This window comes from Jejudonia soesokkakensis (assembly GCF_042664795.1).
Classification (GTDB): domain Bacteria; phylum Bacteroidota; class Bacteroidia; order Flavobacteriales; family Flavobacteriaceae; genus Jejudonia; species Jejudonia soesokkakensis.
On sequence record NZ_JBHTBN010000003.1, the window covers coordinates 987 to 27,481 of the forward strand.

A 26,495-nucleotide genomic window follows, 5' to 3' on the forward strand; every position below is an offset into this window, starting at 1 on the left:
AAGGTTTGTAGTTGCTGCTCCGTTTACTTCAATACCTCCACCGGCTCTATTCGCCGTGTTGTTGGTTACGGTTGTTCCAATTAAGGTAACTGTGCCCGCAGCATTCAAGATACCACCACCAGAACCAGAAGCTCCAGCTGTTGCTGTATTACTGTCTATCAAGGTTGCACCACTTGCCTCAACAATTCCGCCTTCATTATAGATTCCACCACCTCCTGCAGCACCAGCATCATCTCCGTTTGCAGCGTTGTTTGTGATTGTTGCATCTATCAAAGTCATTGTTCCTGAACCGTTCCACAGTCCACCACCTTCATTGGCAGCGATATTACTGTCTACAGTTCCTCCTGTAACGTTCGTGTTTCCAGGACCTGTAACATGAAGTCCACCACCATTTCCTGGTGCAGCTCCTGTTTCATTGTTGCTTAAGATAACATCTGTAAGGTTTGTAGTTGCTGCTCCGTTTACTTCAATACCTCCACCGGCTCTATTCGCCGTGTTGTTGGTTACGGTTGTTCCAATTAAGGTAACTGTGCCCGCAGCATTCAAGATACCACCACCAGAACCAGCAGTTCCGTTAGCTATATTTGAATCAACTTGAGTATCAGCATCCGCGTTTAAGGTTCCTCCATCATTGTAGATACCTCCACCACCGTTATCGGCAGCGTCACCGCTTGCTGTATTATTGGTTACGGGAACGCCGATCAATTCCATCGTTCCACCACCATTCCATAGTCCACCACCTTCGGAAGCGGCTACGTTGGTATCTACTGTTCCACCTGTAATAGTAGCATTGGCCGTTCCACCTACGTGAAGACCACCGCCATTACCAGGGTTCGCTGGATTTGTACCTGCAAGTGCTACTCCTGTGTCATTTGTATCTAAAGTAACTCCGTCCATGATTAAATCACCTCCGGCAATTTCTATACCACCACCAGCTCTTACCGCTTGGTTGCCTGTAAGCACAGTTCCTGTTAAGGTAACTGTTCCGTCGGTACTGTGAAGTCCTCCACCAGAACCAGCTACACCATTTGCGATATTATTAGTTACTGGGGTTACGTCAACATTTAATGTACCTCCATTATTGAAAATTCCACCACCACCATTGGTTGCGTCGTCTCCAGTGGCTATGTTGGCATCTATTGTAGATGTCTCAACATTCATCACACCTGTATTATTCCAAAGACCACCACCTTCAACTGCTGTGTTACCGGTAATTGTACTATTTAAAAAGGTGGTTGCGCCCGCTCCTGTAATATGGTATCCACCACCGTTACCCGGCGCTGTTCCTCCATTAGCAGTATTTCCTGACAGCGTAAGGCCGTCAAAAGTAAATGTACCTGTAGCTGAAACTACTTCAATACCACCACCTGCTCTATTGGCAGTATTGTTGGAAATTATAATTCCATCAACTACTAAGCTACCTTCATTTGTAAGAATTCCTCCACCAGAACCAGCAGTTCCTGTTGCATCATTACTATCAATTAATGAAGAACCATCAACTATTAAGGCTCCGCCTTCATTGTAAATTCCACCACCACCGTTGGTTGCATCGTTACCCGTCGCTTCATTTCCAGAAACTTCGGTATCAGTTACAGTCATTGCTCCAGCGTTGTTCCAAAGACCACCACCTTCTACAGCTATATTATCTGTTATTGTACTATTGGTAAAAACAGTATTTCCTGCTCCAGTAATGTGGTATCCGCCACCGTTACCTGATGCTGTTATGCCGTTTGCAATGTTTGCATCCAAAGTAACGTCATCGAAAGTGAACGTTTCACCAGCAACAGATACTATTTCGATACCTCCACCAGCTCTAGTAGCTTGGTTTTCGTCAATTAAAACACCGTCAATATTTAATTGACCACCTAAGTTATTAAAAATACCTCCACCTGAACCGGCAGTACCATCTGCTATATTTTGTCTTACAACAGTACCTGGATCTAAGTTTAGTATACCTCCATTATTAAATATACCACCACCACCATTGGCAGCGCCATCACCAGAGGCTGTATTGTCTTCTACAAATGAGTCGCCGGCAAAAATGCCGCCAGCTGAAATAACATTCATAGTTCCTCCATTATTCCAAAGCCCTCCACCTTCATTAGCAGCAACATTTACCACTACAGAACCACTTATAGTAACGATCGCGGTATTGGCTGTAACGTGAACTCCTCCACCATTTCCTGGGTTAGGTGTCCCGCCCGTCACGGTTCCATTCACATCATTAGCAGCTATCAAAAGATCTAATAAATTAGCCGTACCGTCAATAATTTCAATTGCACCACCCGCTCTATTAGCTCCATTACCAGTAATAAAAGCACCAGTAACATTTAAAGTACCTGCTGTGCTTAAAATTGCCCCACCAGAACCAGAAGTTCCAGTTGCAGCATTACTAAACATTTCCACAAACGGAAAACCTCCTACTCCACTTTCGACTATAAGAGTTCCCCCATCATTATATATACCTCCACCACCTTGTTCGGGAGCATCTCCCGTAGCGATGTTATTAGTTATTGTTGTGTTTCCACCTAAGAAATCACTATTGATAGTCATTATACCTGTTCCATTCCAAAGACCACCACCTTCTACTGCTGTATTTTGATCAACGGTACAGCTTGTAAATGTAGTAGTTCCTGCCCCACTAATGTGAAATCCACCGCCATTACCAGGAGCAACTCCACCATTTGCAGTATTTCTTAAAAGCGTAAGTCCATTAAATGTAAAATTTCCAGATGCAGAAACAACTTCAATACCTCCACCAGCTCTATTGGCTGTGTTGTTTGAAATTGTAATTCCGTCAACTGTCAAGTTTCCTTCGTTAGAAAAGATACCTCCACCAGAACCTGCTGTTCCCGTTGCAGTATTATTATTTATAAGTGAAGTACCACCAACTGTTAGGTCTCCTCCTTCATTGTAAATACCACCACCACCATTGTCGCTCATGGCTCCATTAGCTGAGTTTCCAGAAACTTCAGTATCTGAAACGGTCATTTCGCCAGTGTTATTCCAAAGTCCTCCACCTTCTGAAGCAGCAACATTATTTGTTACTATTCCGCGAATAATAGTTGTGTTTGAAGCTCCTGTAACATGAAGTCCACCACCATTTCCTGGTGCAGCTCCTAATGCAACCCCTGTGTCATTTAAGTTTAAAGTAACATCTGTCAATGTTAATGTACCACCAGAGATTTCAATACCACCACCTGCGCGGACTGATTGATTTCCTCTTAGTACAATACGACTTGCAGGTAATGTTCCATTACTAGTTACTGTAACCGATCCTCCATTACTATGTATACCACCTCCAGAACCAGCGGCTCCGTTAGCGATGTTGTTTATAATTCGTGTAATTCTGGGTACAATTCCTACTGTTAAATTATTTATCACTACATCACCACCGTTGTTAAAGATACCACCACCTCCATTGGCAGATGCAGCTCCACTGGCAATGTTGCCATCAATGTCACAACCCGTTAGTGTCATCGTTCCTGTACCATTCCATAATGCACCACCTTCACTTGCGGCTGTATTCCTTAGAAATCTTGCATTAATAGATGAATTAGCAGCACCTGTTATATGTATTGCTCCACCGTTTCCAGGAGGTCCAACAACACTATTATCACGTAAAACTGTGAAACCAGTGATAGTTAAATTATCGCTAGATTGAACTTCGATAGCGCCACCTGCTCTATTTGCTGTATTTCCAATAAATGATCCAGCATTTATACTTAGAGTACCTGTTCCTTGTGTAAAAATGGCTCCTCCACTTCCAGCAGGACCATTTGCAGTATTATTTTGAAACGTACTGCTAGAAATATTAAGATTTGTATTGTCAGTAAAAATAGCACCACCATTAGTAGCTGTTCCATTCCTAAAGTTAACTGTCGAAATATTTACAGTACCTGCATTTGTAATGGTAAAAATATTATCATTATTACCTGCAGCGTTAATATTTGCACCAGTAGCAGTAATACTAACTGATTCTGTAATGGTAATTGTTCCAGTTGTTAGTACTGGATTAACAAACAGGTTAATACGAATAATATCTGCTCCAGGGTTCGCATTTGCGTCAAGTACTGCTTGACGAAGCGTATTAGGTCCAGAATCATTCCCACTGGAAACCGTGTACGTGGTTTGCCCAACCGAAGTTAAGGTCGTTAGTAAAATTGAAACCAGCAACAGCCAATTTCGAGTAGTTTCGTTTTTCATAATTTTTTTTTAGGTTACTATATATTAAATACTTACTAAGGAGAAAACAACGCATAAAAAAAGTATTACAAGCTTTGTTGAGCACGTAATACTTCGGCAAAAATAAAATTGCAATGTAATGTTGTTTTCATTCTCTTTAGTTCGTTAGATTGAACCGCCTATACTAATGGACAGGTAGATTTCAAATAATTTACGTAGAGAAATAGGGGTTCGGTTTCCGAAATTATGTTAAATAATCTGAAATTCAATTATTTAACATTTTGTTTAGATTTCCAAAAAACTATGAAAAAAACAATCTAAATACCTGCAAGGCAAGTGAGAAAAAACTGAAAACTGTTCAAATTTTATACAGTTTTTCAATTTGCTTTAATAAAAACTTAAAGCTTCGCCAACTTTGAGAAATTAAAAGTAAAAGAAAACTAAATTTTCAGTCTGTTTCTGAAATTTGATTCGTGCATAGAAACTATTTTAAATAGGTAAGCACATTTTTTTCGATACGCTGGTGTATGGCGGAAACATCTGCCTTAACAAATGTTTCCCCCGTGATATTTTCGTAGAGTTCTATATATCTTTCTGAAACAGTTTCGATATAAGCATCACTCATAAATGGAACTTTTTGGCCTTCCAGTCCTTGGAAACCTTCAGAAATAAGCCATTGCCGTACAAATTCTTTAGACAATTGCTTTTGTGGCTCGCCCTTCCTTTGTCGCTCCTCGTACCCTTCGGCATAGAAATACCGAGACGAGTCGGGCGTATGAATTTCATCTATCAAAAGGATTCTTCCGTCTTTTGTCTTTCCGAATTCATATTTGGTATCCACTAAGATTAATCCTCGCTTTTCGGCAATTTCAGAACCCCGCTGAAATAATTTTCTGGTATAATCTTCCAACTGAAGGTACTCACTTTCAGAAACAATACCCCTCTTTATAATATCTTCTCTGGATATATCTTCGTCATGATCACCCATCTCTGCCTTGGTTGCAGGCGTAATTATAGGTTGAGAAAATTTATCATTTTCTTTCATCCCTTTTGGCATTTCAACGCCAGATAACTTACGCTTCCCAGCTTTGTATTCTCTAGCAGCATGACCACTCATATAGCCTCGAATCACCATTTCAACTTTAAAGGGCTCACAAGCAACACCAATAGCAACATTAGGATCTGGAGTTGCTATCAACCAGTTAGGGACCAAGTCTTCAGTAGCCTTCATCATTTTTGTAGCAATCTGATTCAGTATTTGCCCTTTGTAAGGAATCCCTTTTGGCATGACAACATCAAAAGCACTTAGCCGATCGGTCGCCACCATTAAGAGCCTATCATTTTCTAAGGTATAAACTTCGCGAACCTTTCCGTGGTATACACCTAGTTGTCCAGGAAAATTAAAATTGGTCTTTATAATCGTAGTACTCATAGCGATTGAGTCGTTTTATTTCAAAGGACTTAAGAGTCCAGATTCTCAATACTTTTATAGGCAGAAATCACCTCTTTTACTAGGCGGTGACGGATTACATCCTTATCATCAAGATAGATCATTCCAACTCCTTTGACATCTTTTAAAACAAGTAATGCTTCTTTTAAGCCTGAAATCACGCGACGTGGTAAGTCAATTTGTCCAGGATCTCCAGTGATCATAAACTTCGCATGTTTTCCCATACGTGTTAAAAACATCTTCATTTGCGCATGAGTGGTATTTTGAGCTTCATCTAAAATAACAAAGGCATTGTCCAATGTTCTTCCTCTCATAAATGCCATAGGTGCAATCTGTATGACCCCTTTTTCCATATGACTTTCTAGTTTCTCATGTGGAATCATATCCCGTAATGCATCATACAATGGCTGCATATAAGGGTCTAATTTTTCTTTTAAATCTCCAGGTAAAAATCCAAGATTTTCTCCTGCTTCTACGGCTGGACGTGTTAAAATAATTCTTTTGACTTGTTTTTCTTTTAATGCTTTTACTGCAAGCGCAACTCCCGTATAGGTCTTACCAGTTCCTGCAGGTCCTACAGCAAAAACCATATCATTCTTCTCCATAATTTCCACAAGCTTTCGCTGATTGGCAGTCTGAGCTTTAATTAATTTTCCATTGACTCCATGAACCAGAACTTCGCCGCTTTTTTCTGAAGTTTGATACTCATCCTTACTTCTGCTCAACAATATGCGTTCAATTGCGTTTTCGTCTATTTTATTGTATTTGGCAAAATGTTCCAGCAACATCGTAATACGCCGGTCAAACTCTTCTAAGACTTCTTCATCACCGTAGGCTTTTACTTTACTACCCCGAGCAACAATCTTAAGTTTTGGAAAGTATTTTTTTAATAAATCAATATTTGAATTTTGAAGACCAAAAAAATCTCTTGGGCTTATTTCGGTAAGTTCGATGATGAGTTCGTTCAAAAGCGAGTTGTTTATAAGATTTTATACTATGTGTAAATATAGTTTTTACTATTACAAAACTAGCTTATTTTTGTAGGAGTTATTTCAACAAAATATCAACAATTCGCTATGCCCATTATTACGTTGACGACCGATTTTGGAGAGAAAGATCACTTTGCTGGTGCGGTAAAGGGGGCTATCTATAGCGAGTTAGATACAATTAGAATTGTTGATATCTCTCACAGCGTGTCACCATTTCATATTCCTGAGGCAGCCTATATCATTCAGAATGCATACAAAAGTTTTCCACCAGGAACAATTCATATAATTGGAATCGACAGTGAACTAAATCCTGAGAATAAACACATTGCAGTCTATCTGGACGGTCATTATTTTGTCTGTGCAAATAATGGCATCATCTCTATGCTTGCCAGCGAGATTAAACCTGAAAAAATCGTTGAAATAAATATCCATGATAGAATCATTACTAACTTCCCTGTATTGGATGTTTTTGTTCAAGTTGCCTGTCATATCGCAAGGGGCGGTACACTTGAAGTAATAGGAAAAGAAATCAATGAAATCAAAGAACTTACTGGTATCAAACCAGTAGTAAATCAAAAAGGAAATCAGATTATTGGAAATGTAATTTATATTGACAACTACGGAAATGTAATTAGTAATATCACCAAATCATTATTTGAAGATATAGGAAAAGGGAGAGATTTTAAAATTGCTGTTCGCACTACAAGTTTTACGAAGGTGTATACACATTATAGCGAAGCAATCAATTTTGAAACTCCTGTAGAAAAAAGAGAGGAAGACGGAAAAAAACTGGCACTTTGGAACTCATCCAATTATCTCGAAATTGCTATTTATAAAAGTAATCCATCGACAGTGGGAAGTGCCTCGACGCTATTCGGGTTGAATTTTAGAGATACTATCACTGTAAATTTTGAATAATATGTTTACACGCATTGTAAAAATGAAATTTGAACCGAAACACATTCCGCAGTTCTTATATAATTTTGAAGAAGTAAAGCAAAAAATTAGAAATTTTGAAGGTTGCGAATTTCTTGAATTGTATCGTGATCAAAATGATGATACAATCTTTTTTACCTATAGCCGTTGGAATGAAGTATCGTCTTTGGAAAAGTATCGAAATAGCGATCTATTTCGTGGGATCTGGAAAACGACCAAAGCAATGTTTACCGCAAAACCCGAAGCTTGGAGTGTGGATACTCTAGAGCAATTATCTTAATGAAGTAAGCTGATCGAAAGGAAATGACTGCAATCATACGAAAAGAAATTAATAGCTTTTTTTCCAGTACCATAGGGTATTTGGTCATTGGCTTATTTCTAGTTGTTAATGGTTTGTTCCTATGGGTTTTTCCTGGGGAGTTTAATATTTTAGATGCAGGTTTTGCAGACCTTTCCTCCTTTTTTGATTTTGCACCATGGATATTATTGTTCTTAATTCCGGCAGTGACCATGAAGGCTTTTAGTGAAGAGCAAAAAACTGGAACATTAGAATTATTATTAACAAAACCCATCACTCTACAAAACATCGTTTTAGGTAAGTATTTTGGAGCTGTACTTTTAATTATTTTGGCGATCATTCCTACCGCAACTTACATTATTGCTATTTCAAATTTAGGAGCAACACAAGGTAATTTTGATGTAGGAAGCATTCTTGGTTCCTATATCGGGTTATTGTTCTTAGTCCTCGCCTATACAGCAATAGGAATTTTTGCTTCTACCATTTCTCAAAATCAGATAGTAGCATTTATCATTGCTGTTTTTCTATGCTTTTTTGTGTATTACGGGTTTGAGGGAATTGGAAATCTAGTGTCTCAATTCAATATTGCTCAATTCGGAATGAAAGCTCATTTTAATAGCGTAGCCCGAGGTGTTTTAGACACTCGAGACATTGTATATTTTTTAAGCATAGCTGCGATGTTTTTAGCATTTACAGTTTTTAAACTTCGGAAAAAATAATAGTGAAAGAGAATTTGTCACATATCAAAACACTATTTTTTGTTGTCATTGGACTTATACTTTTGAATGTGATTAGTGCATATGTATACGAACGGTTCGATCTCACACAGGATAAACGCTATACAATTTCTGAAGCTTCCATTAATACCTTGGCCGCTGCAAAGGCGCCAATCTATGTGGATGTGTTTCTGGAAGGTGATTTTCCACCTGAATTTAAAAGGCTGCAGGAAGAAACCCGTCAATTACTGGATGAGTTTAATGATGAATACGAGGAATTACAGTACGAGTTTATCAATGGGAATCAATACATGCAAGAAGCTGAAGCTACCTTTAATGCCGCAGCGCAACGATATAATGAAGGAAAAAAACTATTCCAATCGCAACAAATAACCGAAAAAGAGTGGCAGAATATTGTAGAAATTTATAATCGAGAAGGCAGGAACTTTAGCTTTTTAAATGAGGGTGTTAAGGGCGCACAGGTTCAGGTTCGGGAAAACGGCAAAGTAAGTACCGCAGTTATTTATCCGTGGGCAGTGGCATACTATAACGATCGCTCTGTGGTTATTCCTTTGCTTAAAAATCAGTTGGGTGCCACTACTCAGGAACGCGTCAACAGTTCGTTACAAAATTTAGAGTATGCGTTTACAGATGGTTTCAACAAGCTGGTAAATCCAAAAAGCAAGCGTGTTGCTATCTTGAAAGGAAATGGTGAACTGGAAGACCGCTATCTGGCAGATTTCTTAAAAACCCTACGAGATTATTACAATCTGGCACCTTTTACTTTGGATTCGGTTGCAGCAAATCCAAAAAGAACACTGGAGCAACTCAACACCTTTGATCTTGTCATTGCTGCAAAGCCTACGGAAGCTTTTACCGATGCCGAAAAATATGTGCTAGATCAATACATTATGAATGGCGGAGCATCCCTCTGGCTTATGGATGCGACACAACAGCAACGGGATTCAGTTTCTGGCAGAACTTATATCTTTCCGAAGGATATAAACCTTGGAGATCAGTTCTTCAAATACGGAGTACGTATCAATCCGAACCTTATTAAGGACCTTTATTCTGCACCCATTGTATTAGCAACAGGCAGTGAAAATGAATCCCAATACAATCAGTATCCATGGTTTTTAAGCCCCTTAAGTTCTAGTGCAAATAACCATCCTATTGTGACGAATCTTGAAGGGGTAAAGTTTGAAAATGTAAGCGGAATAGACACCCTTCCTAACCAAGTTAAAAAAACAGTGTTGCTAAGCTCCTCTCCTATTACAAAATTAGTAGGATTACCCTATGAAGTAGATTTTGAAAAGGAAATTCCGAAGAACCTAAAAATTGTCAACGAAGGTCCAAATCCGGAAGAATATGCAGCAGGAGAAGTACCTATGGCAGTATTGTTAGAAGGAAAATTCCCCTCCTTTTTTGCAAATAGAGTGACACCCTTTCAACTTTCCGAAGCCAAAAAAGAAAGCATCCCAACTAAAATGGTTGTGATAAGCGATGGCGATGTGATCGCTAACCAATTTGATAAAAATAGACCTTTAGAATTAGGCTTTGACAAATCTGTCAATGTGCTATATGGCAACAAAGAATTTTTATTAAATACGGTAAATTATTTACTGGACGACACCGGACTTATAAACATTAGAACCAAAGAAATTGCGGTACCGTTTCTTGACCCCGAAAAATCTTCAGAAAAACGAACACAATGGCAACTGCTTAGCATTGGGCTTCCGTTAGTGATTTTGGCTCTTTTTGGAATTATTTTTAGTTATTTCAGAAGGAAAAAATACAGAGGAGTTTAGGAATACTTTTGAGGAAAAAATGTTAATAAGTTCCCTTTCACAAAGCTGAGTTTTAAAATATATTTGTGGCTAATACTGTATCTTTATAGTTAGTGTTTTTGGCTATAAGGCCGACTGAAAAAAACGAATCTTTTAGACTTTATTTTAATGAAATTTATTGTATCAAGTACGTATTTACTGAAGCAACTACAAGTGTTAGGCGGCATTATTAATTCCAACAATACCCTGCCAATTTTAGATAATTTTTTGTTTAATCTCGACGGAAACTCCCTTACAGTTTCGGCCTCAGATTTGGAAACGACTATTTCGTCAAAACTGGATGTAGAGAGCAACGAAAAAGGGAGCGTATGTATTCCTGCAAGACTTTTGCTCGACACGTTAAAAACCTTTCCAGAACAGCCTTTAACATTTACTGTCGAAGATAACAATACTGTTGAAATAAGTAGTAATCACGGGAAATATGCTTTGGCATATGCTAATGGAGAGGAATTCCCAAACGCAGTCGAATTAAAGGATCCTACAGCAACCGTCATCCAAGGAGATATTCTCGCAACAGCCATTAGCAAAACAATCTTCGCCAGCGGAAACGATGACCTACGTCCAGTAATGAGTGGAGTTTTCTTTCAGTTTTCTTCTGAAAATTTAACCTTTGTTGCAACAGATGCTCACAAACTGGTGAAATATACCAGAGAAGATGTCACGGCTTCTGAAACTGCAGAATTTATTATGCCGAAAAAACCTTTAAATCTTTTAAAGAGTATTCTGGCCGGTAGCGAAGATGATGTGACCATTGAGTATAACGACAGTAACGCAAAATTTCTTTTTGATAATACCGAAATGATCTGCCGATTGATCGATGGAAAATACCCTAACTATGAAGCGGTAATACCTAAAGAAAATCCTAATAAACTAGCAATAGACCGTACTCAGTTTTTAAATAGTGTACGACGTGTAAGCATCTTTAGTAATAAGACGACGCATCAGATACGTTTAAAAATAGCAGGAGCTGAATTAAACATTTCTGCCGAAGATATTGACTATAGTAACAAAGCAGAGGAACGTTTAACCTGTGATTATCAAGGTGATGATATGCAAATAGGTTTCAATTCCCGTTTCCTTACAGAAATGCTAAATAATCTGACCAGTGACGATGTTTCTTTGGAAATGTCATTACCTAACCGTGCAGGTATTTTAACTCCTGTAGACGGTCTGGATGAAGGCGAAAAAGTGACGATGCTGGTAATGCCTGTGATGTTGAATAATTAATAGTTGAATTTAAACGATATTAAAAGTCTGCATTCCCCAAAAAGAGTGCAGACTTTTTTATTTTGTTTCGAGTTTTTAAGATAAGTACTCTAAAAGAGCTGGAAAGAGCCTTGGATATGACAAAAATCTACTTATAACTAATCTGATTCCGTTATAAAAAATTAAGTTTGCTATCTGGAATACCTAAAAAATGACAGAAAAAATATATACGCAAGAAAATAGCGACTATTTAAAGAATAATCCGACTTGGCATGTAGAAGATTCTCCCTGGAAGGCGAAGCAAATCATAAAAATGCTTGATCGTAATCCTTTAGAAATCAAATCTATTGCAGAAGTTGGATGCGGTGTTGGTGAAATTTTAAATCAGTTGCACCATAAATTAAAAAATGACATCAATTATACAGGCTATGATGTTTCTATAGATGCAATTTCTCAGGCAAAGAAGAGAGAGAAAGAACGTTTACAGTTTAAGCATACTAACTTTTTGGAAACAGAAAACAGGTATGATTTATTACTCATGATGGATGTCTTTGAGCATGTAGATGATTATTTAGGATTTATAAGATCGTGTAGAAAAAAAGCTAACTATACTATATTCCATATTCCATTAGATATTGATGTCCTTGGAGTACTTAGAAATGTTCCAATGAAAACCCGTGAAGCTGTAGGGCATCTTCATTATTTTACTAAACAAACTGCTTTAGCCACTTTAGAAGATTGTGGGTACGAAATTATTGATTCGTTTTATACTGCTGGCATGTTAGACTTGCCAAATAAAAAATTAAAGACAAGAATAGCGGCGATTCCTAGAAAATTAATGTTTAAAATTAATAAGGATTTTACCGTTAAATTGATGGGCGGATATTCTCTATTAGTTCTTGCTAAATAAATTCCTGTGAAACTAAGACTAAAACTTACAGTATTTTTACTAGTATTTAGTAGTATTGGATTTAGTCAAAATATTTCGGGAACTATTTATTCAGAAATCAATATTCCCATAGTGAATGCTGAATTATTTTATGCTGAAAAGCTAGTTTCTACAACTAATTCTGATGGTTTCTTTTCATTTCACCTCAATTCAAAATTACCAATTACTGTACTATTAAAACATCCTAAGTTTTCTTCTGAAACGTTTATCATAACAAAAGAAGAAGATTTTTATATTTTAAAGCAATCCCAAAATCTGGAACCTTTAGAGGAGGTTTTCCTTACTTCAGAAAAATTTAAACAGAGTGATGTGCTCATTCCTACGACTGAAGTTTCCGAAGAGATTATTAAAACGTATAGTCCCGTGGATCTTGTGGCGGCTGTAAATACGACTCCCGGAGTCTATATTCAAAGTGGCGCGATCAATACCAATCGTATCACCATTCGAGGAGTAGGCTCCCGAACGCTTTTTGGAACCAACAAAATAAGAGGCTACTTCAACGGAATTCCAATTACAAATGGTGTGGGAGAAACAAGTATCGATAGGTATAATCCGGAAGATTTAGAATCACTAGAAATAGTAAAAGGACCCAAGGCCACACTTTATGGAACAAACCTTGGCGGCACACTTTTACTAACTTCTAAAGAACTAAGAAATAATAGCGCCAAAATATCAAATAACACAACTGTAGGTTCGTATGGATTATTAAAAAATTCGACACGATTAGGTTTTAGAGAAGAAAATCTAACTCTTCATTTTAATTATGATCATTTACAGCTGGATGGATATCGTGACAACAATCAGTATAACCGAAACACGTATTTATTTAATGCTTCGTATGCACTTTCAGAAAAAAATAAATTAGATATTTTATTGAATCACACTAATAATTTTGCACAAATTGCCAGCAGTCTAGGGGAAACAGCATTTAACGAAGACCCGACTCAGGCGGCTTTTACATGGGATCAAGCGAAAGGTTTTGAAAACAATAGAGAGACGCTTGTGGGGCTGAGTCTAACTTCACTATTATCTGAAACGTTCACCAATAAAACAAGTGTCTATTACACCTATCTAGATCATTATGAGCCACGACCCTTTAATATTCTGGATGAGATTACCCATGGCTATGGAGCACGAACCGTTTTTTCAAAAGAGCTACTCCTTAATGAGAGAAAAACCAGTATTGATGTTGGAACTGAAGTGTATCAGGATCACTACCGCTGGCAAACCATTGACAATTTATATGAGCAAAACGATGGAGAAGGAAGTCTGGAAGGCGAATTATTGAGTAATAACAAAGAAAAACGCAGTCAGATTAATGTTTTTGCATCACTAAGAACCTCTATTTCTGAAAAAATTGAATTGCAAGTAGGTGTAAATACTAATAAAACACAGTATACCTACGATGATCATTTTAATAAAGGAACTGCTGATACTTCGGCTGAAAGAGATTTTGATATCATTATAGCTCCCACACTCAACGCACTATATCAGTTTTCAGAAAATACTACCATTTTTTTGAATATTAGTCGAGGGTTTAATTATCCTGGATTAGAAGAAACATTAACCCCAGAGGGTGTTATAAATCCAGATATAGGACCCGAAACAGGCTGGAATTATGAAGTGGGTAGTTCCCTTTCCTTATTTCGTAATAGCCTACGTATCAAAGCTGCAGCATATCTGCTATCTATAGATGATTTGGTAGTAGCAGAGCGTATTGGTAATGATCAATTTATAGGGAGAAATGCAGGTAAAACACATCATAGAGGATTAGAAGCAAGTCTTACTTATGATCTTACTTTTTCAGAAAAGCTATTGCTTTCAGCATTTATCAATACCGAATTTAACTTTCATAAATTTATTGATTTTGTAGATGAAGAGGAGGATTTTTCAGGTAATGAACTGCCTGGAGTACCTGATAAAAAAGTCACCACTGGCATTCGATTAAAACATTCGAAAGGTTTTTATATCCTTTCCAATTTTCAGTATATTGGCAGTCAGCCTATTACGGATGAAAATGATTTGTATGCCTCAAGTTATGAACTCTTAAATATCAAAGGCGGTTACGACTTTGAGGTGGGAAACCAAATCAAAGTGTCATTTTCCGCAGGAATCAATAATGTATTGGATAAAACCTATGCTTCCTCCATTCTTATCAATGCTTCAGGCTTTGGCGGTAATGAACCTAGGTACTTTTATCCGGGATTGCCCAGAAATTATTTTGCTAGTCTAGGAATTCACTATTCTTTATAAAAAAATCCACTCAGAGAGTGGATTAGTACTTCATGTATAAACGAATTACTTTATAAACCGTATCGTACAAAAATGACTTGGCGCTTCTCCTTTGCTCGCTTTTACAGCATTCACAATTGGCAGCACAAAGGCGACAATACCAATAAATATAAGACTTAGAATTCCGAGTCCAAATAACAAAATAGCAGGAATACTTAGGATACTAAGTAACAAAACAGTTAATTGAAAGTTGACGATGGACTTTCCGTGTTCGTTCATTCCAGTCACTAGTTCTTTTTGAGTTAACCAGAGAACTAACGGAACAATAAGCCCTCCAAATCCTGTGACATACGTCAATAATTGTGATAAATGTGTGATAACCAATAATTGGGTATCGGTTCTTTTTGCTGAGTAATTGATGACTTCCATTTTGATTGATGTTAGGTGATTACTATTTAAACATATTAATTATAAAGGTTGTAATAAGAAAGGCTGCAATCGAAACTCCAATAAATAGTACCAGCGGAATAATTAAATTCTTGTTACTGTTTTCTGAAGGTTTTTTCTCTTCACTCATAATTGATACGCATTTAATAAATAGGTAGTAAAAATAAGAGAAATGTTACAAAAAATCTCATTAAATCTGAAGTCTACATCGGTACGATAGCATTTTGATTCTTTGTACTTTTGCAATGATGATTTACAATGATACCATAGTAGCACTGGCAACACCTTCTGGTGCAGGGGCTATTGCAGTAATACGACTTTCTGGAAATGAAGCGATTAAAATAGCTTCAGGAATTTTCACCTCTGTTTCAAATAAGAACCTATCGCACCAAAAAACACATACCGTTCATCTGGGACATATCATGGATGGTAGCCGGGTCATAGATGAAGTACTGGCAACGGTTTTTAAAAATCCAAATAGTTATACTGGTGAAGATGTTGTTGAGTTTTCCTGCCACGGAAGTAGTTTTATTCAGCAAGAAATTATACAATTATGTCTTCGGAAAGGGTGTCGCATGGCAACTGCTGGAGAGTTTACATTGAGAGCATTTTTGAACGGAAAAATGGATTTGAGTCAGGCAGAAGCTGTTGCAGATCTCATCGCGAGTGATTCGGAAGCATCTCATCAACTTGCCATTCAGCAAATGCGTGGCGGATTTTCAAATGAGATCAAGAAACTTCGAGAGGAGTTGCTCAATTTTGCTTCCCTTATCGAGCTCGAATTAGATTTCGCCGAAGAAGATGTAGAATTTGCCAACAGAGAAGAGTTTCAGAAATTAATTTCAAAAATTACCCATGTTCTTAAACGCCTTATCGATAGTTTTGCCACAGGAAATGTTTTAAAAAATGGAATTCCGGTCGCCATCGTTGGCGAACCCAACGTAGGAAAATCTACTTTACTCAATGCGCTGTTAAATGAAGAGCGTGCGATTGTAAGTGACATCGCAGGAACCACAAGAGATACGATTGAAGACGAAATATCGATTGGCGGGATAAGTTTTCGGTTTATAGATACTGCTGGAATTCGAGAAACCACAGATACGATCGAAGGGCTGGGCATTCAGCGAACTTTTGAAAAAATTAAACAATCGCAGGTGACTATTTATTTATTTGATGCAACTGTGATTCGTAAGAAACGTGAAAAATCTCAAAACATTCGGACGGAAATTGAAAAAATAAGAAATAGGTTTCCGCAGAAACAACTAGTAGTAGTTGCAAACAAAGTAGATCAATTGGAACCTTCAGAAATCAACGATCTAACTTCTAATATCAATCATCTTCATTTACTTTCAGCAAAGTCTGGACAAGGTGTAGAAGAACTTAAAACTATACTGCTTGAATTTGTAAATACCGGAGCGTTGCGAAATAATGATACGATTGTGACCAATACACGTCATTATGATGCCTTGTTAAAAGCGCTGGAAGAAATAAATAAAGTTCAGGAAGGGATAGACGCGGGCTTATCGGGAGATCTTATGGCAATTGACATTAGACAGGCGTTATATTATTTTGGTGAAATCACCGGGGAGATCACAAATGATGATTTGCTTGGAAACATTTTTGCCAATTTCTGTATCGGGAAATAATTAGTGCATCGGAAAGTAATTGATTTAGAAAATTTTCGACTTTAGAAAAATCAATTATCTCTATTTTTTGCTAGCGAATTTCTGGATTTATAAATAAAAAAAGTAGTAGTGCCAAAAAAAGGAAAAGAAAAAAACACCAAGAATAAAGCCAAGCACTCCAAGCTTATGGCTCGAAAAAAGAAGAAGGCAGTTTCTGAAAAAGAAGTCAGAAAACAGCGGTTAAAAGAGATTCTAAAAATATCGAAAGAGCAAACCGGGAACAAGTAATTCTTTTTCTTTTCATAGCTCATCTATACACATATTTTTTCTAAAACAAAAAACCTATACCCGTAACACACTTATCTTAAGTAATTTAAAAAATAAATCTAAAAATTTTGATCACTTTGTTTTTTCAATCAAAATTTGTACTACATTCGCGCCGTTTTTAACACATAATCTTTAATTTAAACAAATGAAGAAAGTAATTTTTAGTGCATTCGCATTATTGGTAGTAGTAACATTTTCTTCTTGTAAGGAAACCACAACAAATACTGAAGAAACAGTAGAAGAAACTTCTGCAGTTGAGTCTCAAATTGAAACTCCTGTTACTGAAGAAGTATCTGCTGCTACAGCTCTTGAAGCTTCAACTGAAGTTGTTGCAGATACTACCGCGACTGCAGTAAAAGAAATAAAATAAGTAACCTCTGGTTATCGTATCAAGTCCTGCCTTCTGGTGGGACTTTTTATTTGTACTCGTCTGCCTTCTATGGCTACAGAGATGACGCTACCTAAGTATCCAAAGAAATGTTGATGAGCATCGAAATTTCTAAAAGAAAAAAAATTGCGGTATGCTTATTATGACAAAATGGGTAAAAAACTCAGAAAAGCGAGATTGAAAACTATTAGTAAGAAAACGAATAATGACCACTCACAGCATTAGGATCAGCTAGCTATCCAAAAATCAAATTGAGCACCTTTGCCAAACTCACTTGAAACTTTAATATCACCTCCCAAACCTTGGCAAATCTTTTTGACCATAGATAAGCCTATCCCATGTCCTTTCTTTCCTTTATTATCTATATTTCCTAGAGTTTCATATAAATTAAAAATGAGGGGAATTTGAAGAGCCTCTATACCTGGACCATTATCAATAACTGAAAAATTATAGTATTTTTCATCTTTACTACACGTAATTTCAATCTCTGCTATTTCCTTATCATTATATTTAATGGCATTTGTAAGAAGATTTAAAATCACCTGTTCTAAAGCAGATTTATTAGAATGTATCATCACATTATCCTCTGGAATCGTAATATGTAAATTTTCATTCAACTGTAATAACTCTACGATATCTTCCAATAATTCGTAGATATCAAATGTGCTTTTAGGTTGTCCAGTAACATCATCACTCTCATAGTATCGTAAAATATTTGAAATATAGTCACTCAAAGTAAGAGAACTACTTTTTAAGTATTCGAGATAATTTACCCCTTCACTATCTAGTATGCTGCTGTATTTTTTTCGTAAAATATCACTTGTAATGATGAGGTTCGCAAGTGGCATTTTCATGTCATGTGAGATCACCCCCGCAAATTCTGTGAGACGTTCATGCTGAATTACCAATCGCTTTTTTTGTTCTTCAGATTTGAGATGCAACAGACGTAATTCCATTAACTTTTCTATTTGTTTCCCTAAATTCTTTAGTAGTACTTTTTCATCATCACTTAAAGTTCGGGGCTCGTGATCTATGATACAAAGGGTTCCTATTGCATATTTACCTTCTAATATAATTGGGACACCCGAATAGAATTTTATAGGATTCTCATCTGCTGTGACTAAAGGATTTTTAGCAAAAAGTGGATTTTTATCTGCATTTTCAACTATAAAAAGATCTGGTTGTGTAATGGCATGTGCACAAAAGGAAACGTCTCGGGGTGTTTCGCAGGCTTCAAAGCCAACCGTAGATTTAAACCATTGTCTGTTTTTATCAACCAAACTAAATAGCGAAACGGAAGCATTTAAATATTTAGAAGCCATCTCAGTTATAGCATCAAACTCACCTTCTGGGAGGGTATCTAACAATTCTAATGAATGAAGAAATTCTAATCGTTCAGTTTCTGAAATGGTTGCTAATTCGCTCATTAAAATACTTGGCTTACTGTAAATTCTTTATTTACGTATGAATGTATAAATGTACTATAATAAAAATAGATGCTACTGAAGTATATTTTTTTTGGTAATAATTGCATCTATACAGTTAATTCCGTCTATGGCAGCAGAAATAATTCCCCCGGCATATCCTGCTCCTTCTCCACACGGATACAATCCTGAAATTTCAACATGCTCCAGTGTTTCAGGATCTCTGGGAATTGAAATGGGCGATGACGTTCTGCTTTCTGGAGCATGCAATACTGCTTCGTTGGTATAATACCCCTTCATTTTTCTTCCAAAGACTTTAAAAGCTTTTTGCAATCGTTTTGCGATCATTGGCGGTAACACTTTATGGAGGTCGACAGAAACTATTCCGGGTTGGTAGGAGGTCTTCGGAAAATCTTTAGACACTCGGCCTTCTACAAAATCGATCATCCGCTGTGCTGGTACAGCTTGAGTTTTTCCGGCTGCTTCCCAACAATCTTTTTCTACTTTTTGCTGAAACTCAAGACATACAAACGGATCTCCTTCCACATAATTTGGCAGATCTTCAGGCGCGACACTAACTACGATTCCTGAATTTGCATACGGATTATTACGTTTACTCGGGCTCCAACCATTGGTGACAACTTCTTCCTGTGCGGTAGCGCAAGGTGCGATAATTCCGCCAGGACACATACAAAAAGAGTACACTCCTAGTCCATCAACTTGCTCTACCAATGCGTAGGATGAGGGTGGTAAATACGGATTATCGCTATCGCCATGGTATTGAATATGATCTATAAGTTGCTGTTGATGCTCCACTCTTACCCCAATGGCAAAAGGTTTAGCTTCAATTTTAATTTGCTTTTTATGAAGCAAATAAAAAATATCGCGGGCAGAATGACCCGTCGCTAAAATTACTGTATCAAAAGAATGCCAGATTGAATTATTTATTTCTATTGCTGAAATACTTTTACCTTCGGTTTTAAGATTGGTGAGCTTCGAATTAAAATGTACTGCTCCCCCAGCCTCGATAATTGCTTCACGCATGGTCGTAATAATCTTCGGCAATTTATTAGTTCCAATATGCGGATGGGCATTTACCAAAATATCTTCGTCTGCGCCAAAATGCACAAACCATTCTAAGGCCTTTAACACATTTCCGCGCTTCTTGGAGCGGGTATATAACTTTCCGTCGCTATACGTTCCTGCACCACCTTCACCAAAACAGTAATTTGAATCGGGATTGACAATATGCTCTTTATTTATTTTGGCAAGATCTCTTCTACGTTCACGCACATCTTTTCCTCTTTCAAAAACTACAGGCTTTAATCCCACTTCAATAGCACGTAAAGCAGCATATAATCCTGCAGGTCCGGCACCAATAATGGCAATTGATTTTTTATCGGTTACTTGCTTCGGAATAAAGGGCGAAATTGTTGAAATAGTATCTTCTTTGGTCCAAAATTCCAGCTGAAGATTTAATTTTACAGGAGCTCTTCGTGCATCGATAGAGCGCTTTCGAATGCGCCAATCTTTAAGGTCACTTTTATATAATTTTGCCTTCGCAAGACCTAATTCAAGAATATAGGGTACATCTTCCTGCTGATTGGGTAGTATAGAAATCTGAACAAGTATACTCATGACGCCAAAGATAGGTTAAAAATTTTGTCGATGTGATCACTTCCAGTATCTTGAAGAGAATAAAATCTTAGTAACTAAAATCTTCTAATATGGAAAACTGGCTTTACGCAAACGAACTTATCATCTATAAATCGGCACTTTCGGTAGTTGCTATTTATCTTATTATTTTACTGTATACCAGAGTTTTTGGTCTACGTACTTTTGCAAAAATGACTTCAGTTGATTTTGCTGCAACGATTGCGATGGGATCTATTTTTGCAGATGTTATAGGCAGTACAGACTATTCGATTTTAAAAGGGGGCATTGCTTTATTGATTATCATTATTCTTCAAACACTATATTCATTTTTTATTAGAAAATCTGACACATTTAAAAAAGCATTTACCAATACCCCTTTACTTCTAATGAAAGACGGTGAAATTATTTCTCATAATCTATCAAAAGCCAATGTTAGTAAAGGTGATCTCTACGGAAAGCTTAGGGAAGCCAACGTTATTGAAATGAGTGAAGTACGAGCGGTTGTATTTGAAGTGACGGGAGATATTTCAGTTTTACATACGTCAGGAAATGAAGCACTAGCTACAGAATTATTAGAAGGAGTGAAAGAGTAGATACATCCAATTTTAACAAACAGAGCGCTATTGAAGGCGTCAGGTGTTAAGTTTTTGCCAAACTGCTTAATTAAATTGCTATAGTTTTTTGTTTTCATTCACTACCTGTAGTTTTGCGTTTTTAATATAAAAACAGACGTATGAGTCAAGTAAAAGAAAATGATACTGTAAAAGTACATTACACAGGTAAACTAGAAAACGGACAAGTATTTGACAGCTCGCTACAAAGAGAGCCACTAGAAGTAACTTTAGGACAAGGAAAGTTAATTCCTGGATTTGAAAAAGGGATCGTTTCTATGAAAGTCAATGAAAAAAAGACAGTCAAAATACCAAAATCTGAAGCCTATGGTGACGTTCAGAAAGAATTATTTCACTCGGTGCCTAAAGAAAACCTACCCGAAGAAATAAAGCCAGAAGTTGGAATGGGATTAATGTCTAAAAATCCAGATGGAAGTGAAAGACAACTACGTGTTGCCGAAGTAAATGACGATCATATTATTGTAGATGCAAATCATCCCCTTGCAGGTAAAGATCTTACTTTTGATCTTGAAGTAGTAGCGATAAAATAAAACGACTAGTTGTTTTAGAAAACCCGGAAAATTCCGGGTTTTTTTATGCCGAATCTTCAGAAAAAGAAATTCTAAAAAGTGTAGTTATAGGTGACTCCTCCTCCAAGGATACGCTTTCGTTCACTAATCATATCGGCTCCAGCAAATACCTTGATCTTTCCGAAGGTAGTAGTTGTATAGGCTACCGAAGCATAATTAGACCAGCTTGTTAATTTAGGGTCAAACGGATTGCGATACGTGCCCAGAAATGTAGCAACAGTAGATTTTAATGACCATTCAACTTTTTTAAAGGTTCCCGTAAATCCAAAGTGATGCACTTTAGCACGGTTGCTTACATACCGTGAACTGTCCATATCTAATTCGATGGATGGATCTACAAGAATAAACGGAACTCCAATCACTCTGTCTTCATAACTCCAGCCACTACGGTAAATATTATTCCCAAAATAACCATCAAATCCGCTGGTAGAAGAATTCCCACTTTGGTCGCTGGTATCAATATACTCATATAAAAGATGTGAGAGAATGCCCTCCTTTTCTAATTTAAGATGCACTCCCCAGACACCATCTGGAAAATTAGCTAACCGAGTTCCAGAACCGTCCTCAAAAGGATGCTCGTGATATAATGTAAAAGTTCCAAAGCTGGTTCCAAAATTATATTCTAAGAAGTATGAGCCTAAATGATTGCCTAATGCGTTTTGCACTTCTCCAGCGATATTATCGTCAGATGATTTTTTAGCAAAAAACACATCTACAAAAGCATTAAAATTGGATGGCAACGCTCCAAAATCTGGTGACGTTCCAGCCCATTGAGCAAAATGCTGAACTCGAGCAGTGAATGTATTCCTTTCATTTATTTTGGCAACAATGCCAAGCCGTTTGTAATGTACTCGTACATCATTTACATACCGCGCATCATTAAGCTGATAGTGGCCAATTCCCCAATCCACTCCAAAGGTTTCAGAAATTTTTAAGGGAGTATTCGCTTCCAGTAAGAGTCCAGGCAATGGTCTAGCGTTTCCTGACCATAAAATATTTTTGTTAGTAGCAGAAAGTCCTTTAAAGTTTTCTTGTTGTTTTTTTGCACCAAGAGTTGTTTTTAACCAGGAATTCTGAAACTGAAGGTACAAATCTCTACGCTGAAAATTATCAAGATTGTTTTCACCCTCTCTATAAAATGCAGCAATGCCTCCTTCAAAAAATGATTTTTCGGTGATTGTATATGTTGCTGAAGCTTGTGCGGTACCAGAAAAAACAGTTTGGGGTGTTATGGCAGCGTTCGTATTGGTATACAACCAGAAAGGTGAATCGGTTGCTTCCGAAGAAAAAATACCAGTAGCTTCAACACTACCTTCCACTGAAACGTTTTGCGAGAACGTTAAAAAAAATGTACACAAACAGAGAGCTAGAAATATCTTTTTCATATCATGGAACTCAAAAGCTTCAGAAATTACAACCCAAACAATCGTTGCTTCAGACTTGGTTTTTCAACACTGTACGCATACCCGTATTTGTTTCCGTAGCCAAAATTATTAAGAGAAACGTTATTGATCACTGCTGCAACATTAGTTAATCGTTCATCCTGTATGGCTTCGTTGGTAAACTCTAACAGTTGTTTGTCTGTATATCCTGCACGGATTACATATAAGGTCACATCTGCATGTGTATTAATGAGTAAAGTATCTGCGACTAACATCGAAGGTGCGGTGTCGACGATCACATAATCATAGCTTTTTTTCACCTCGTTGAAAAAGTCTGCCACTCTTTTCTCCATGAGTAGCTCTGCAGGATTAGGCGGAATAGCCCCTGAAAGGATGATATCCAGATGTGAATTATTTTCACTTTCTGAAGCGATTTCATTCACACTCAATGTAGCATCGACAATGTACTCTGTAAGTCCTTTGCTATTTTGTTTGGATGACGGCAGGTAACGTTGCAACTGTGGGTTACGAATGTCTCCACCAACCAATACCACTTTTTTTCCAGTAAGGGCTATGGTTAGTGCCAGATTAAAGGCCACAAATGTCTTTCCTTCTCCTTTGATGCTAGAAGTAACAAAAATGGTTTTAGAGTCTTCGGGATTGTTTAATTTATTTAAAAATAAATACTGAAGGTTGGTACGTAATATTCGAAATGATTCGGCGAGAACGCTTCGGTCGTTTTGCTGAATAAGTTGTTCGGTTCCTTTTTTAAGTTTTGGTATTTCTCCTATGAGAGCAGTATTACTCAGCTTTTTATCAATATAGTTTCGGTTCTTAATTTTAGTGTCTAGCAAGCTTTTTCCGTAGATAAAAAGGAAGGGAGCCAGTAGTCCTGCGACCAGTGCCGTTAGATATATAAGAGGTCTATTAGGAGCAATAGGCGTTCGGCTGCTATAGGCCCGGTCTACCACTTTTGCTTTTGGAGCGGTTACTGCAAGAGAAATAGAAGCTTCTTCTCTTTGTTGTAAAAGAAATACATATAATTGTTCTTTAATGCCCTGCTGACGCTCAATTCCCCTGAAAATTTTTTCTTTGGTTGGTACTTGTGAGATCTTTGAATTAAGTGTTGACTCTTGAAAATTAAGACCACGCATGGCAACTTTTAGTGCGTTGCTGCTATTTTTTAAGCTTTCTAAAATACTTTCTCTTACCTGAGCGATTTGATTGGTCACGTTTACTACAACAGGATTGATAGCTGTAGAGGTCTTAAGCAAGTTATTTCTTTCTAAGATAAGTTGGTTATAATTACTCACAGATTGATTTACGCCCTCGGCATTTAAACCGATATTAGCAGGTAACAGATCATTACTGGATGATGTTTCCATATAATCTATCATCGTATTTGCTAATTCCAATTGGGTGGCAATATCAAGCTGGCGTTTATTAAAATCGCTTGCGTTATTAAGAATTAGCTGTGCCTCTGCTTCAATACTGGTAAGTCTATTTTCACTTTTAAAATCTTCTTTTCCTTTCTCTACACTATCAAGCTCTCTGGTAATAATCTCAAGTCGGGAATCAATAAAATTTGCTGTTTTTTGGGCTACCTGATTTTGGTCGCTAATCGCATCTTTATTATACTGAAAGACCAGTTCATTTATAAAATCCTCGGCTTTTTCTGGAACACTTGTAGAAAGTGAAATTTTTACCACATTACTATTAGAAATCTCGTTTACCACTACCAACTTATTCTGATAGTTTAAAGTTAGTGTATGAATGGGTCTATAACTAACCGAAATAGGTCGTTGATAAAAACTTTCAAATTTATCAATATTGTCAAGAACTGGTAACACAGTAATTTCGCCAAAAGGGAGGGAAACGCGCTCACCAAATTTATAAGTGGCATTTATTGTTTTAGACTCATTTTCAACATGGTATTCAAGTTGAGACGCGACATTAAGGATTAATTTCGGGATAGGTTGGTTTTTAGTACTATCTACAAAGGATTGGTATTGAACCACAAACGGTTTATAGGTGTAGAGCTCAGTTGTGCCAATTAATCCTTCTGTTTGATACGTAATATTGAGATTTAATTTCTCTATAACCTGTGAGATAATCCTATTAGAACGAAATATCGAAAGTTCATTTTCAATCTTATTATTGAATTTTGAAAAGAAACTTAGATTGGCAAAAGCTGAAAGCTCTCCCAAACCACCATTTTTATCTTCTTTAATGATAACAGTCGCCTGACTTTGATATACAGGAGTTGTGTAATGCAAATAAATGCCTGCAATCATTGCAGCTAATACCAAAGACAATAGAAACCAAAACCAGTATCGTGTGTACTGACTGATACTATCTCGCAATGGTGTTTCTTTTGTTTCTAACTGTCCTTGCATGATGATTTCTTATCGTGTTAAAATAATAACGGTGCTTAAAACAATAGTAAATAATGATAATAATGCTGGAACATCAGGAATAAACCCAGATTTTTTAACACCTTTGAGGGTAGGTTCTACATAGACCACATCATTTTGTTTTAAATAATAAAAAGGGCTTGAAAATAAATCTGTTTTTGTAAAATCTATTCTAGTTACTTTTTGGACACCATTCACTTCCCTTAATACCGTTACATTTTCCCTACGACCGTCTTCACTAAAATCACCTGCAAGCCCAATAGCTTGTGGCAAAGTGACACGCTCATCTTCGATGGCAAACACTCCAGGATTGTTGACCTCGCCCAAAACAGTAATTTTAAAATTTAAAATGCGAACATCAACAACCACATCTGTAACAAATTCGGACAGTTTGCTTTGTAAAACATCTTCTACTTCTGCGCGAGTTTTGCCAGCTACAGTAATGTCCCCTAGGATTTGAAATTGAATCGATCCCCCACTATCTACCAGATAGCCTTCCAGCCCTGGATTGTTAGTTGACATATTTGAACCTATCGCTGTTTTTTTCTGAAACGGACTCAACCCAACTTCACTCTGTGAGGACAATGAAATATGGAGAATATCATTATTTTCAATAATAGGCTCAAAAGACAAACCTGTTTCTTTTAAATGAAGCGTTTCAGAATCCTGAAAGTAAACAATTTCCTTTTTTGTGGCACACGAAAGCAGTAGAAAAGGGAAGATTAGCAGTAAAAGTTTTCTCATCACGTATTAATTAACGTAAATATATCATTTATGAAACTTGTGAAATAAGACCAAAATCAATAGTTATTAAAGGATTTTA

The 26,495-nt window shown here is 37.0% G+C and carries 22 protein-coding genes; 12 read left to right on the top strand and 10 right to left on the bottom strand.

Going from position 1 to position 26,495, the window contains the following annotated elements:
• The 3 genes from ACFQO1_RS06750 to ACFQO1_RS06760 form a co-directional block, all read right to left on the bottom strand.
• Positions 1–4,206, bottom strand: a 4,206-nt coding sequence (locus ACFQO1_RS06750) for a beta strand repeat-containing protein (protein ID WP_380217227.1), incomplete at its 3' end; no start/stop codon positions are given.
• 463 nt (positions 4,207–4,669) lie between these two features.
• A complete protein-coding gene (locus tag ACFQO1_RS06755) occupies positions 4,670–5,617 on the bottom strand; it encodes a phosphoribosylaminoimidazolesuccinocarboxamide synthase (protein ID WP_380217228.1) in 948 nt (315 codons plus the stop codon).
• A 29-nt stretch (positions 5,618–5,646) separates the two neighbouring features.
• Positions 5,647–6,603 (bottom strand): PhoH family protein, encoded by a 957-nt coding sequence (locus ACFQO1_RS06760; RefSeq protein WP_380217229.1) that lies wholly within the window; start codon positions 6,601–6,603, stop codon positions 5,647–5,649.
• 108 nt (positions 6,604–6,711) lie between these two features.
• On the opposite strand from ACFQO1_RS06760, the gene ACFQO1_RS06765 reads away from it, so the two are divergent.
• The 7 genes from ACFQO1_RS06765 to ACFQO1_RS06795 all read left to right on the top strand — a co-directional run bounded on the left by ACFQO1_RS06765 (position 6,712) and on the right by ACFQO1_RS06795 (position 14,829).
• Positions 6,712–7,542 carry an SAM hydrolase/SAM-dependent halogenase family protein gene (locus ACFQO1_RS06765; protein WP_380217230.1) on the top strand — a complete coding sequence of 277 codons (831 nt, stop codon included), beginning with the start codon at positions 6,712–6,714 and terminating at the stop codon, positions 7,540–7,542.
• 1 nt (position 7,543) lies between these two features.
• Positions 7,544–7,840 (top strand): putative quinol monooxygenase, encoded by a 297-nt coding sequence (locus ACFQO1_RS06770; protein ID WP_380217231.1) that lies wholly within the window; start codon positions 7,544–7,546, stop codon positions 7,838–7,840.
• A 23-nt stretch (positions 7,841–7,863) separates the two neighbouring features.
• The gene (gene gldF / locus ACFQO1_RS06775) at positions 7,864–8,577 is read left to right on the top strand and encodes a gliding motility-associated ABC transporter permease subunit GldF (protein ID WP_380217232.1); all 714 of its coding nucleotides are present in this window, start codon (positions 7,864–7,866) and stop codon (positions 8,575–8,577) included.
• 2 nt (positions 8,578–8,579) lie between these two features.
• Positions 8,580–10,382 (top strand): gliding motility-associated ABC transporter substrate-binding protein GldG, encoded by a 1,803-nt coding sequence (gene gldG, locus ACFQO1_RS06780; RefSeq protein ID WP_380217233.1) that lies wholly within the window; start codon positions 8,580–8,582, stop codon positions 10,380–10,382.
• Positions 10,383–10,529: 147 nt separating this feature from the next.
• Positions 10,530–11,648, top strand: coding sequence for a DNA polymerase III subunit beta (dnaN, locus tag ACFQO1_RS06785; RefSeq protein ID WP_380217234.1), 1,119 nt, complete (start codon positions 10,530–10,532; stop codon positions 11,646–11,648).
• Positions 11,649–11,838: 190 nt separating this feature from the next.
• A complete protein-coding gene (locus ACFQO1_RS06790; RefSeq protein WP_380217235.1) occupies positions 11,839–12,537 on the top strand; it encodes a class I SAM-dependent methyltransferase in 699 nt (232 codons plus the stop codon).
• 6 nt (positions 12,538–12,543) lie between these two features.
• Positions 12,544–14,829 carry a TonB-dependent receptor family protein gene (locus ACFQO1_RS06795; RefSeq protein WP_380217236.1) on the top strand — a complete coding sequence of 762 codons (2,286 nt, stop codon included), beginning with the start codon at positions 12,544–12,546 and terminating at the stop codon, positions 14,827–14,829.
• A gap of 45 nt (positions 14,830–14,874) precedes the next feature.
• Here the strand turns inward: ACFQO1_RS06795 and ACFQO1_RS06800 are convergent, their stop codons facing one another.
• Both ACFQO1_RS06800 and ACFQO1_RS06805 read right to left on the bottom strand, forming a co-directional pair.
• Positions 14,875–15,237 (bottom strand): DUF4870 domain-containing protein, encoded by a 363-nt coding sequence (locus ACFQO1_RS06800; protein WP_380217237.1) that lies wholly within the window; start codon positions 15,235–15,237, stop codon positions 14,875–14,877.
• A 22-nt stretch (positions 15,238–15,259) separates the two neighbouring features.
• Entirely contained in the window at positions 15,260–15,385 is a 126-nt protein-coding gene (locus tag ACFQO1_RS06805; protein WP_380217238.1) for a hypothetical protein, read from the bottom strand.
• 118 nt (positions 15,386–15,503) lie between these two features.
• Here ACFQO1_RS06805 and mnmE point away from each other — a divergent pair, with 118 nt between their 5' ends.
• From mnmE to ACFQO1_RS06820, 3 genes are all read left to right on the top strand, one after another.
• Positions 15,504–16,901, top strand: a complete 1,398-nt coding sequence (mnmE, locus tag ACFQO1_RS06810; protein WP_380217583.1) for a tRNA uridine-5-carboxymethylaminomethyl(34) synthesis GTPase MnmE — start codon at positions 15,504–15,506, stop codon at positions 16,899–16,901.
• Between the two features lie 108 nt (positions 16,902–17,009).
• Positions 17,010–17,168: a hypothetical protein gene (locus ACFQO1_RS06815; protein ID WP_380217239.1), complete on the top strand. Its 159-nt coding sequence runs from the start codon at positions 17,010–17,012 to the stop codon at positions 17,166–17,168.
• Between the two features lie 184 nt (positions 17,169–17,352).
• Positions 17,353–17,577: a hypothetical protein gene (locus tag ACFQO1_RS06820; protein ID WP_380217240.1), complete on the top strand. Its 225-nt coding sequence runs from the start codon at positions 17,353–17,355 to the stop codon at positions 17,575–17,577.
• A gap of 245 nt (positions 17,578–17,822) precedes the next feature.
• Here the strand turns inward: ACFQO1_RS06820 and ACFQO1_RS06825 are convergent, their stop codons facing one another.
• Positions 17,823–19,022, bottom strand: coding sequence for a GAF domain-containing sensor histidine kinase (locus tag ACFQO1_RS06825; protein ID WP_380217241.1), 1,200 nt, complete (start codon positions 19,020–19,022; stop codon positions 17,823–17,825).
• A gap of 72 nt (positions 19,023–19,094) precedes the next feature.
• The gene (locus ACFQO1_RS06830) at positions 19,095–20,657 is read right to left on the bottom strand and encodes an NAD(P)/FAD-dependent oxidoreductase (protein ID WP_380217242.1); all 1,563 of its coding nucleotides are present in this window, start codon (positions 20,655–20,657) and stop codon (positions 19,095–19,097) included.
• Between the two features lie 89 nt (positions 20,658–20,746).
• Between ACFQO1_RS06830 and ACFQO1_RS06835 the strand changes: the two genes are divergently transcribed.
• Complete coding sequence (locus ACFQO1_RS06835) at positions 20,747–21,268, top strand: DUF421 domain-containing protein (protein WP_380217243.1); 522 nt, start codon at positions 20,747–20,749, stop codon at positions 21,266–21,268.
• A gap of 140 nt (positions 21,269–21,408) precedes the next feature.
• Positions 21,409–21,837, top strand: coding sequence for an FKBP-type peptidyl-prolyl cis-trans isomerase (locus ACFQO1_RS06840; RefSeq protein ID WP_380217244.1), 429 nt, complete (start codon positions 21,409–21,411; stop codon positions 21,835–21,837).
• A gap of 71 nt (positions 21,838–21,908) precedes the next feature.
• On the opposite strand, the gene ACFQO1_RS06845 is transcribed toward ACFQO1_RS06840, so the two are convergent.
• From ACFQO1_RS06845 to ACFQO1_RS06855, 3 genes are read right to left on the bottom strand one after another with little or no spacing between them, the layout of a single operon-like run.
• Positions 21,909–23,261 (bottom strand): capsule assembly Wzi family protein, encoded by a 1,353-nt coding sequence (locus ACFQO1_RS06845; RefSeq protein ID WP_380217245.1) that lies wholly within the window; start codon positions 23,259–23,261, stop codon positions 21,909–21,911.
• Positions 23,262–23,287: 26 nt separating this feature from the next.
• Positions 23,288–25,654 (bottom strand): GumC family protein, encoded by a 2,367-nt coding sequence (locus ACFQO1_RS06850; RefSeq protein WP_380217246.1) that lies wholly within the window; start codon positions 25,652–25,654, stop codon positions 23,288–23,290.
• Between the two features lie 9 nt (positions 25,655–25,663).
• A complete protein-coding gene (locus tag ACFQO1_RS06855; RefSeq protein ID WP_380217247.1) occupies positions 25,664–26,416 on the bottom strand; it encodes a polysaccharide biosynthesis/export family protein in 753 nt (250 codons plus the stop codon).
• Between the last annotated feature and the right edge of the window lie 79 nt (positions 26,417–26,495).